The following is a 10,631-nucleotide window of genomic DNA, read 5'->3' as shown; positions in this document are numbered from 1 at the left end:
CCAACACGAAACCAGTGATGTTTTAAACCAAGATTATCAATACCTTAGACAAAATTTAAACGAAAAAACAAGCAATTATTACACAACTATTTCTACAAATCTGTCCAAGTAATAAGGGGTTTGTACATACTGGAGCAAGTAATATATCACTATCTCAAACGGAGTTCGATTTCATGATTAAAAACAAATACATTAGTAACCAAGATATTATAGGGAAAGATATATACAGTTTGGCAACAGGCGATAGCCATACTTCTCGCACCATACTATTTAAAAAGGTAGAAATTGGTGGATTAACCTTGGAAAATGTAAAAGGGTCCTTTTCTGAAAATCCGAATGCAAGTTTACTTTTAGGTCAAAATTTCCTAAGTCGATTTGGAAAGGTAATTATTGACAATGAAAAGAAGCAATTGATATTAATTAACAACTAAATAAATGATATAAATTTCATTTAGAATAAAACAAACAGAATAAAAAATATCATCCAACTCGAAGTGGAAGTGTCCCTAATTAACTGACTATTTAGGGTTAAAGAAAAAATCTGACCAAATAATTCCTACTCGTAGTAAGGCAATACATATTGAATAAACCAGCTAGGTAAATGATCCGTCTTTATCTCTAGATCCCCTTTATAAAACTCAGCAATTAGCTCGAATTCTTTCCCAGAATTGTCAAACAAATAGGCTCGATAACATAATGGCAATATTTTGTGAAGTAATTCCAGACTTCTTTGATAGCGTTGAATTACTTTATCTTTCGGAACATCATGTTCACCTAATACAACTCGATTGGATATCCTTGATATATTGACTTCTGGTTTATCTATGCAAACAAAATAAAGGTATGGGTTATATCCATTTCGCTTCATTTCAACAATCTCTGAAATTTTTGAGGGATGGCTCATCACCGTTTCAAAGCTGAATGATTTATTTTGTTTTACCAAAAGATGACGAATGAACGATGCTATGAACGAACCTTCATAACTATGTGAGCCTTTCGAATAATCAACTAAACAATTTTCCTTGATTTGTAAATCGATATTGTGGCCCGAAGCCGTGGCTTTTGCAACCAAAGATTGAGCATCGTGAGAAGAGGTAAATTCTTCTAATGTCTCTTGAGTTGCATTTAACCCTAGTAATTGTAAATCGATAAGTGATGATTGATTTAACCTAGATTCAATTTCGTCCGCATTTATGAAAATGCCTGCCTTTTCCTTAATTTCTTGTTGAATTCCTCGGAATAAGCTACTCTTCCCTGATCCATTAGGACCCGCAAAAATCCGAACTCTCTTTTTACTTGCCATGTAAAACCATCCCCTTTTTCAAGGAAAGTTTAGTAGGATTTCTATCTACCAAACCAATCTTAATTTTTGATCCATTCGGCAGTTCTTCATAAACTACACCCTTTTCAATATAGGTAACTACTAAATCCATTGCCTTGGAACGTCGAACAGCATTTTTTCCACATGTTTTCCCAACCTTAACCAAGAGATTTGTTTGGGCTACATCTTTTCTAAATATTCTATTTTTCATGACGAACAAATTTAACAATTCAACCAAATATAATAATTATTTGTTCAACCAACGGTATTTGACCTAGGTTTCCACTATTTATAATAGTTAACAAAAAATCATTTAAAAATAAACAAAGTCAGTTTCACCATTAAGATACATTAGCAAATAAACTAGCACAACATTCATTTTTAAACAAACGTAGATTGCATCAAAATTCTCAAAATGTTTGTTTAACTAAATCCTTGATAATTTTATTCTATTGACATTCGATCAAAAACCAATGGACTTTAAACTAGGGCCAGAAAATATTTGAAATAACCAAAAAATGAATACAATGACAATCGTGGGTTATTTTCTTTTCAAGGTAGGTCAAGCTTGTTCCATTTTTTCCTAAAAAAACATAAAACCACCCTATTGAGGTGGTTTTATGGTTGAAAATATAAAAAGTGATTTGTCTTTCATACCTCCGATAGAACTAAGAAAAAATTAGCTTGCTTCTACCCTGGAGCGAAAGCTTATTTAAATATCATTTGCGCAAATTCGGATAAATAAACTCGCCAATTAGTCCACGTATGTCCTCCGCCGCTTTCACGGTACACGTATTTAAATTGGTGCTTATCCAATGTATTGCGCATCGTAACCACACTCTCTATCAAAAAGTCTTCTTTACCGCAGGCAATCCAGTATAATTTTGGGTTGGCCTTTTTTAAATCCTCAATTTGTTGATCTCTTTTAGACACATCTACCTTCACGCCAAATCTACTCATATCCGCAAATCCCATACTCATTACCCCGATATAATTAAATAAATTAGGGTTCTCGAAAGTGGTATTGATGGTTTGTAAACCTCCCATACTAAGCCCAGTCAATGCCCTGCTTTCCTTGTTTTTCTTTACCCTAAAATGATTTTCTATGTAAGGAATTACATCAGCCACTAAACTTTTTTCAAACAACATACTTCCCATTCCTCCAACAGGCAAATCTGAAGTCGGAATCACTGGACTAACTACATTAGCTGCTGCCTGATTAGGATTACCGTTGGTCATCACCACAATCATTGGCTTGGCTTTTCCGGAATTAATTAAATTATCTAAAATATTGGGAGCTACACCTAAGGTCGGCCATGCCTCCTCATCTCCCCCACCTCCATGCAATAAATACAGCACCGGGTAAGTGTCTTTGGTATCATCATACCCTGGAGGAGTATATACCTGCATTCTACGTGTCAAATTCAAGGACTTAGATTCATACCAAATTTGGCGAACACTTCCCTTAGGACCTGTTTTTGCCCAATACAAATCAGATGCTTTTCCTGGAATGTATAATAAACTTTCTGTACGGAAGGTGCCATCTCTAGCTACCTTTAAATTGGCCGGGTCTAAGGTTGTTACTCCATCCACAATAAACGTATACCCATATAACTCTGGCTCTAAGGCCTGAACCTTTGTGGTCCAAATTCCATTGCTGCCTTTTTCCATTTCAACTAATTTTCTGCTAGCTCCTTGTCCATTGGCATTTGGTACCATGGGCATCCAGTTTCCAGATAATTTAACAGATGTTGCCAAAGGCGCCTTTAAACGGAAAATAACATCGTTCGTGGAAGATATTTCAGGTGAAACCAATCGCTCCACTTGCCCAACCTCTTGAGCAAAAGTTTGAATTGAAATAATTACCAAAAATGCGGTAATCATGGATAATAAGGATTTTTTCATTGACAATGGTTTTAAATTGAACAGATTTTATTGAAATATAATGAGAACATATGGCAATAGAATGAAATTGAGATTGACTACCTCATTTCCATGACAAAGGGGCTTAAAATGATGATTAAATGGTCATCTTTCTCTTAAAATGAAATCCTATTTCCAGCGGCTAAATCTTGAGAATAATGCGGGTCTCCCAATAAAATTTTGGAAATATTTTGTCCATTTTGCCTTCCATATATACCTTTAGGTGGCAATAACTATGCCCTCATTTTACTCCTATATTAGGCCAATTTTTAGATAAAAATCTTACATTTATACATCTTAAAATCCTGTTACTTTGAACTTATAAAATTTGATTTCAAAGTCCAATCTCCTCTAACTAGATAATGCTCCTAAATCATCCGAAATCAAAAAAATACCCAATAATCCTTTTCCCCTTTTTTATTCTAATTACCCTATTATATGCTTGTCAAAAGCCAAGCAGTCATCAAATAACCGAACTTTTTTCCCCCAACAAACAATTAAAATTCCAGCTCTTTGCCGAAAAAAATCAGCATTCTCTTCAATACAATATAAGCTTTCGTGATACCACGCTACTAGATAAATCAAGCATCTCAATGGATCTGGAAGGGCAATCCTTTGATCAATTAACTATCAAGAATATCAAAGCTTTTAAAGTAGATACGCTCTTTTCACCTGTTATTGCCGCGAAACGTAAAATCTTCAGAGACCATTATAATGGCATTCTTATCAACTTTGAACAAGCATTGGCATTAGAAATTAGGATGTATGACGAAGGATTGGCTTTTAGGTGGATAAGCAAGGCAAATCATGACTTAAAGGTGCTCAACGAAACTTTTGAAGTAAACCCTGTTAGTGATGTAAGCCTTTTTTATGCCGCATATGAACAAGATGCCAGCGATTCTCCAGGATTTATCAATTTTATAAAAAGAAATATTTTACTTGTCAGCAACTATATCAAAGGGAAAAAAGCACCCGCAGAAAGTGCTTTTGAAACTCAATATCAAAACAAAAAGCTCTCAGAAATCAAAAATAAATCTTTTCTATTTGCCCCTGCTCTTATCCAGACTGCCAATGGAAAATACATCGCCATCGGTGAATCGGATGTGACAGATTATCCGGGTATGATTTTGCAAAATACATCTCAAAATAAAATCTCAACAACCTTTTCAGCCTATCCACTTAAGGAGGAATTCCCAAAAGATTCCACCAATTATATGAAACAAGTTCATGTCAGTGAATTTGCCGATTATATAGCCATCACCCAAGGAAAAAGAACCTTTCCATGGCGTGTACTCCTGGTTACAGATAACCCGGCCACGATACCCGCCTCAGACCTTATTCAAAAGCTGGCCCGTCCTTCAGCATTAAAAGGCGATTTATCCTGGATTAAACCAGGGCAAATCACAGATGAATGGCTAGTGAATATAAATCTTTTCAATGTAGACTTTAAAGCAGGAAAGAACACAGCATCCTACAAATATTACGTTGATTTCGCTAAGACGTTTGGATTGGAATACATCATGATTGATGAAGGCTGGTACCTGAATGGCTCCCTCAAAAATTTAAATAAAGACATCCACATTGATTCCATTGCAGCCTATGCCAAAGAAAATGGCGTTGGACTTGGCTTATGGTTTAATGCCATGGTGCTCAATGAAAATCTGGAAGAAACATTGAAAAAATATTCCTCAATGGGTGTTAAAATAATACTCATCGACTTTATCAATCGAAATGATCAAAAAGCCATGAACTATTATGTTAAAATTGCTGAGGCCTGTGCTAAATATAAGCTGATGTTGAATATACATTCTGCCCCAGCGCCAGCAGGATTTGAAATCACCTATCCCAATGCCATCACAAGAGAGGGCGTTATGGGTTCTGAATGGAATGGTTGGAGTCCATTGGTCACCCCCAATCATGACCTCACGATACCCTTTACCAGGATGTTTTCTGGTTCATTGGATTATGAACCAGGATTACTTGAAAATTCCGCTGAAAATGGTTTCCAAAGCATTCCCGACAGACCCATGTCGCAGGGAACGCGTGCACACCAAATGGCTATGTACCTGATTTATGACAGTCCACTTCAATACTTCGTTGGTAATCCTTCGCAAGGATTTAAAGAGCCCGAATTAATGAAATTTATTGGCAATATCCCCACCACTTGGGATGAAACAATTGTCCTGGAAGGTAAACCCTCCGAATATATTGTAACAGCAAGATTAAAAGACGGAATTTGGTATATAGGAGCATTAAACAATTGGAAGGAACGAGAATTATCAATTGATTTATCTCAATTAAAACTCAAAAAATACCGATTGTCAAGTATCAGCGATGGGATCAATAGCCATCGATATGCCTCCGATTATGTCCTGACAAAAGGTATTGGCAATGGAGATGATAAATTGAAAATCAGACTAGCCAAAGGGGGAGGTGGATTATGGCGACTTGAACCTGAAAGACCCCAAATGTAGGATTTAAAAAGGAATGATAAATCTGCTCAAATCTCCCATTCATCCTAAGACAAGACATGAAGAATAAACAAAGGGGCAAACAATTCTTCTAAATCATGCTGATATAAACGGCAATCACATTGCAAGTCAGATTCTTGAATTAGTCATGGTAGAAAATCTAATTAGAGGAGATTATTTTCTACCAGAAAATATTTGTTTAGCCTAAAAGCATTGCCGCTTTCCCAGCATGGCGGTTGACTTATCAAATCAAAACACTAAATAATTCTTGTAAATCAATTCTGCCCATTTACCATAAGCTAAACCAGAAGGATGTAATCCGTCTTTAGCAATCCACGCTGGATCATTCTTGGCAGTCCTGCCTAATTCAGTGATATCTAAATAGACGCATTTATTTTGAAGAGCAATTTGCTTATTGATGGCATTGAACCAATCAAGCTCTCGGCTAATCTTCATGGTATCTAAAAGTCTACCAATCGGTGTAAAACTATAATCAGGTATGGAAAGGACAAAAACCCGACTTTGGTCACCACTGGCTAATTCAATGGAACGCTTTAAAATAATGCTAAAATTTTTCCGATAGGTGCTCGTATCTATTCCCTGGTATTGATCATTTACTCCTACCAAAAGCGAAACAAAATTGTGTCCATCCAAATTTTGTTCAGCCATGGATGAAAGCAAATCGGCGCTTGTCCAACCCGTTTTTGCTAGGTAAGTCAAACGCTTGGTTTGAATAAATTTGAATTTCAATAATTCAAGTGCTTGTTTAGGAAAACGTTCCGAAGGATTGACACCTTGCCCTATGGTATAGGAATCTCCCAAGGCCAACCATGAAATAGCCACCGAATCTTTATTGGCCGTAATGGTCTTCGGCAAAACCATTTCAGATTCTACGATTTTCTGACAAGAAAAGCTGGAAAAGATCAGGAAAAGAATGAACCAAAACTTCATTTGAATAAAACCCATGCCAAGGTTTTTTGTTTAATTCAAATATAAAGTGACACAATGCTATTTATAAAAGAGCTTTCTTTTGGCAAAAACACCTTGCGTACTGTTTATGAAACATAAAAATTTTAAGGCTAAAAATTAATTTTACACGCAAACTAAGTTTATGTTTACACCATCAAAATAAAAATTACCTACACTAAATCTATCAACTCATGCTTAAATATCTATCCTGCATCTTCTTATTGGGGTCCCTAATTTCTTGTTCCAAATCATCTGAAAACCTTTCTAATTACTTTAGTTATCCAGATAGCTTAGAAGCAGCTGGAGTAAAAATGATTCCCATTTCAACCCCCAAAGGCACATTCAAGGTCTGGACAAAACGATTTGGAAATAATCCTAAAATCAAAATTCTCTTATTACACGGTGGTCCTGCCATGACACATGAATACATGGAATGTTTTGAGACCTTTTTCCAGAGAGAAGGATTTGAGTTTTATGAATATGACCAATTAGGCTCCTATTACAGTGATCAACCCGCCGATTCTACTCTTTGGAAAACCGAGCGTTTCGTGGAGGAAGTGGAGCAAGTTCGTAAGGCGATTGGGGCAGATGAGTCAAACTTCTATATTTTAGGGAATTCTTGGGGTGGTATTTTAGGGATGGAATATGCATTGAAATACCAAAAGCATTTGAAAGGTCTTTTAATTTCCAATATGGTAGCAAGTGCCCCAGAATATGGAAAATATGCAGAGACCGTTTTGGCCAAACAAATGGACCCCAAGGTTTTAACAGAAATAAGGGCGATAGAGGCAAAGAAGGATTTTAATAATCCACGCTACATGGAATTACTTATACCCAACTTCTACCATGAACATATTTGTCGCTTAGTGGAATGGCCTGATGCATTAAATCGTTCATTAAAACATGCCAACAGCTCTATCTATGTCCAAATGCAAGGGCCAAGTGAATTTGGAATAAGCGGACTTTTGGCTACTTGGGATATCAAAAATCGCTTAAAAGAAATAACTGTTCCGACCTTAATGATTGGTGCCAAATACGACACCATGGACCCCAAGGCGATGGAAGAACAAAGTAAACTCGTTCAAAATGGTTCTTATTTATACTGTCCAAACGGTAGCCACCTAGCCATGTGGGATGACCAAAAAATCTATATGAATGGGGTCATTTCATTCATTAAAAAGGTGAACGGGGAATAACATGCTTCCCATAACAAAGAAAACCACCTCCAAGGGGGTGGTTTTCTTATTTAAGTTCAGGCCTAGATTATAAAAATGAAGCTGGCGATGCATAAATGCATTGTTTTTCAAAAATGCATGGTAAATAATTACCATTTAGGGCTAAGGCAAATATTGAACTAAATGTTAAAGCTTATTTAACCAAATTAAATCACTGGTTTTATAACCAATCTTCTCGGCTATCTGAAGGTATTCTTTTTTGATATGTTCGGGGATTGTTTTCTTCCTGGATAAAATCCATAAATAGGAAAGTTTTTCACCAGCCACCATGGCATATTGGTAATTGGAATCGAGAGCTACTACGTTATATCCCCCATAAAATGGACCGAAAAAAGAGACTTTCAACATACCAATATTTTCTTTGCCAACGAACTTCGCTTTCCCAACTGACTCCTTCCATATTTTTTTATAGGGTTCATATCCCCTGTTTACCACCTTGATACTTCCATCTTCGTTCAAGGAATAATTAGCTGTGGTATTGATAAGGTTTTTCTCAAAATAAAAATCCAATCGAGCCACTTCATACCATGTACCCAGGTATTTGGACTTATCAAAATTCTCGATGGCTTTGGCTCCTTCCGGTATAGTAGAAGCAGAGCAAGAACCTAAAAGGACTGCTATGATCAAGCATAAAAGCGGATTGAATTGCTTCATTTTGAAGGGATGTTAGGGTTTAATAGAATAAACTAGTAACCAGTGGATTCTTATAAATGTTATCAAATATTAGAAGTTTAAGCTATTTGACTTACTGTGTTTAAAATCAGACCTATACGCTAAACTATCACCAAATTTCCTCCTCTAAAAAAGGACTAATTCTTCTTATCTTTTATTTTTTGCAACATGTCTGATAACTCTTTCACCAAATCAGGATGCTGACTAGCCACATTATTTTTTTCACTCAGGTCGCTTGTCAAGTGGTAAAGTTGGGGCAAAGGATTATTGCCCAATTCAATATTGACTAGTTTATTTAGGGCGGGACCGGCATTGGGTTCAATATATTTCCACTCTCCCCGAACGATGGCTAGGGAATTCATCCCTTGTTTCACGAGTACTTTTCTACCTTGATTACTTTTTCCCAAAAAGGCATTCAGCATATTCTCACTATCTGTAGCTTCGTTCAAAGGCAATTTTTTATTAAAAAATTGTGCAAAAGAAGCTATGAAATCAATCTGGCTAAGCATGGCATCTGAAACCTGAGGTTTAATTTTTCCTGGCCAGTGGATCAGCATAGGCACTCTTGTGCCTGCTTCATAAGTACTGTATTTCCCTCCACGAAGGACGCCCCAAGGTGTATGTCCATTAAGTTGCGTAACTGCACCATCTTGATATCCATCATCCAAGACGGGTCCATTATCACTGGTAAAAACAATAAGGGTATTTTTGGCAATACCCAGCTGCTGCAATTGATTCATGATTTCACCCACAGTCCAGTCTAGTTGCAAAATAGCATCTCCCCTCAATCCTAGGCCACTTTTCCCTTTAAATATAGTGGAAGGCATACGGGGTACGTGTGGTTCAGTTAGGGCATAAAACAAAAAGAAAGGATTTGACTTATTTGATTCAATAAATTCCTTGGCTTTACTTAAAAAAGTAAGCGGCATTTCTTCATCTGTCCAGCGGGCCAGTTGCCCCCCTTTCATATAACCAATTCGACCAATCCCATTCACAATGGTATTATTATGGCCGTGATTGGGAGAAGATTTCAATTTGAGTAATTCCGGATTTTCTAAACCAGTAGGTTCGTTGCCAATTTTAGTTTGATAGTTGACCTCAATGGGATCATTGGAATCCTGGGCCACCACGTAATTATTTTCTACAAATACAGTGGGCACACGATCAGCGGTAGCCGGAAAAATAAAGGAATAATTAAAACCGACTTCATTGGGCCCTGGAGTTATTTTTTGGTTCCAGTTTTTTTGAACGGTATTCCCCAGACCAAGATGCCATTTACCTACTAATCCAGTTTTATAGCCCTTTTGATGAAATAAGGCAGGTAAAGTGATTTTATCCGTCGGAATGATTAATGCCGCATCTCCAGGCAATACACCTGTTCCGGATTTTCGCCAAGGGTACTGCCCGGTCATGAGAGCATATCGGGAAGGAGTGCAGGTAGCGGAAGTAGCATGTGCATTGGTAAAACGAATGCCACCTTTGGCTAGCATATCTAGGTGCGGAGTTTTGATTTTTGTAGCTCCATAACTACCTAAATCTCCATAACCTAAATCATCTACATAGATAAAGATGACATTGGGTTGCTCTGTTAATTTTTGAGAAAAGCCCTTGAAGGAAAAAAACACCATCAGGGATATCAATAAACCGTATCTAACACTCATTCTTTCAAATATTTATAAATTTAGACAACAATATACTGCAAAGTAAAAATGAAAAAATAGCGGGTATTTTTCATTATGGGGTATACAGCTTTAAAATAAATAGGTATGGGAAAGTATTTCTTCCAAACCCTATTTTACATTGGGAAGATATAAAAATCAAAGGAATAGATTAGCTAGGGATGAGGGAATAATATAAATATATCACCTTGGAGCGAACATTGAAGGAATGATTTTCGCATTAATATTTTGATTTAGTTCATGTTCCTTTGAATGGAGTAATTTGAAAAACCATTGAACTAAAAATATCGCTAGGACAAGTAAATCTATATTTTAAAAAAGATGTTATTCTGGTTTTAGGTATTTTCCATTGATTAAGTAT

The 10,631-nt window shown here is 36.5% G+C and carries 9 protein-coding genes; 3 read left to right on the top strand and 6 right to left on the bottom strand.

Annotation, left to right across the window (positions count from 1 at the left end):
- The first annotated feature begins 74 nt into the window (after positions 1–74).
- Entirely contained in the window at positions 75–431 is a 357-nt protein-coding gene (locus tag ACST15_RS09890) for a retroviral-like aspartic protease family protein (RefSeq protein WP_459454499.1), read from the top strand.
- A gap of 125 nt (positions 432–556) precedes the next feature.
- Here the strand turns inward: ACST15_RS09890 and ACST15_RS09885 are convergent, their stop codons facing one another.
- The 3 genes from ACST15_RS09885 to ACST15_RS09875 form a co-directional block, all read right to left on the bottom strand.
- Positions 557–1,303, bottom strand: a complete 747-nt coding sequence (locus tag ACST15_RS09885) for a hypothetical protein (RefSeq protein WP_459454495.1) — start codon at positions 1,301–1,303, stop codon at positions 557–559.
- Positions 1,293–1,532 carry a hypothetical protein gene (locus ACST15_RS09880; RefSeq protein WP_459454494.1) on the bottom strand — a complete coding sequence of 80 codons (240 nt, stop codon included), beginning with the start codon at positions 1,530–1,532 and terminating at the stop codon, positions 1,293–1,295. Before ACST15_RS09880 ends, ACST15_RS09885 begins: the two co-directional genes overlap by 11 nt.
- A gap of 497 nt (positions 1,533–2,029) precedes the next feature.
- Positions 2,030–3,226, bottom strand: a complete 1,197-nt coding sequence (locus tag ACST15_RS09875; RefSeq protein WP_459454493.1) for an esterase — start codon at positions 3,224–3,226, stop codon at positions 2,030–2,032.
- 380 nt (positions 3,227–3,606) lie between these two features.
- Between ACST15_RS09875 and ACST15_RS09870 the strand changes: the two genes are divergently transcribed.
- The gene (locus ACST15_RS09870) at positions 3,607–5,718 is read left to right on the top strand and encodes a glycoside hydrolase family 97 protein (protein WP_459454492.1); all 2,112 of its coding nucleotides are present in this window, start codon (positions 3,607–3,609) and stop codon (positions 5,716–5,718) included.
- 246 nt (positions 5,719–5,964) lie between these two features.
- Here ACST15_RS09870 and ACST15_RS09865 read toward each other — a convergent pair whose 3' ends face one another.
- Positions 5,965–6,681, bottom strand: a complete 717-nt coding sequence (locus tag ACST15_RS09865; protein WP_459454491.1) for an SGNH/GDSL hydrolase family protein — start codon at positions 6,679–6,681, stop codon at positions 5,965–5,967.
- A 194-nt stretch (positions 6,682–6,875) separates the two neighbouring features.
- Between ACST15_RS09865 and ACST15_RS09860 the strand changes: the two genes are divergently transcribed.
- Positions 6,876–7,880, top strand: a complete 1,005-nt coding sequence (locus ACST15_RS09860; protein ID WP_459454490.1) for a proline iminopeptidase-family hydrolase — start codon at positions 6,876–6,878, stop codon at positions 7,878–7,880.
- Between the two features lie 165 nt (positions 7,881–8,045).
- Here ACST15_RS09860 and ACST15_RS09855 read toward each other — a convergent pair whose 3' ends face one another.
- Together ACST15_RS09855 and ACST15_RS09850 are read right to left on the bottom strand one after the other, a co-directional pair.
- Positions 8,046–8,573, bottom strand: coding sequence for a lipocalin family protein (locus tag ACST15_RS09855; RefSeq protein WP_459454489.1), 528 nt, complete (start codon positions 8,571–8,573; stop codon positions 8,046–8,048).
- A gap of 155 nt (positions 8,574–8,728) precedes the next feature.
- Positions 8,729–10,252, bottom strand: coding sequence for a sulfatase family protein (locus ACST15_RS09850; protein ID WP_459454488.1), 1,524 nt, complete (start codon positions 10,250–10,252; stop codon positions 8,729–8,731).
- Between the last annotated feature and the right edge of the window lie 379 nt (positions 10,253–10,631).

The organism is Aquirufa sp. Wall-65K1 (assembly GCF_054558475.1).
This window is presented reverse-complemented; position numbering and strand designations above follow the sequence as displayed.

Excerpts from the sequence above, each read along its gene's own strand:
- ACST15_RS09885 (WP_459454495.1), bottom strand. The coding sequence starts at position 1,303 with ATGGCAAGTAAAAAGAGAGTTCGGATTTTTGCGGGTCCTAATGGATCA.
- ACST15_RS09870 (WP_459454492.1), top strand. The coding sequence starts at position 3,607 with ATGCTCCTAAATCATCCGAAATCAAAAAAATACCCAATAATCCTTTTC.
- ACST15_RS09850 (WP_459454488.1), bottom strand. The coding sequence starts at position 10,252 with ATGAGTGTTAGATACGGTTTATTGATATCCCTGATGGTGTTTTTTTCC.
- ACST15_RS09875 (WP_459454493.1), bottom strand. The coding sequence starts at position 3,226 with ATGAAAAAATCCTTATTATCCATGATTACCGCATTTTTGGTAATTATT.
- ACST15_RS09860 (WP_459454490.1), top strand. The coding sequence starts at position 6,876 with ATGCTTAAATATCTATCCTGCATCTTCTTATTGGGGTCCCTAATTTCT.
- ACST15_RS09865 (WP_459454491.1), bottom strand. The coding sequence starts at position 6,681 with ATGGGTTTTATTCAAATGAAGTTTTGGTTCATTCTTTTCCTGATCTTT.
- ACST15_RS09880 (WP_459454494.1), bottom strand. The coding sequence starts at position 1,532 with ATGAAAAATAGAATATTTAGAAAAGATGTAGCCCAAACAAATCTCTTG.
- ACST15_RS09855 (WP_459454489.1), bottom strand. The coding sequence starts at position 8,573 with ATGAAGCAATTCAATCCGCTTTTATGCTTGATCATAGCAGTCCTTTTA.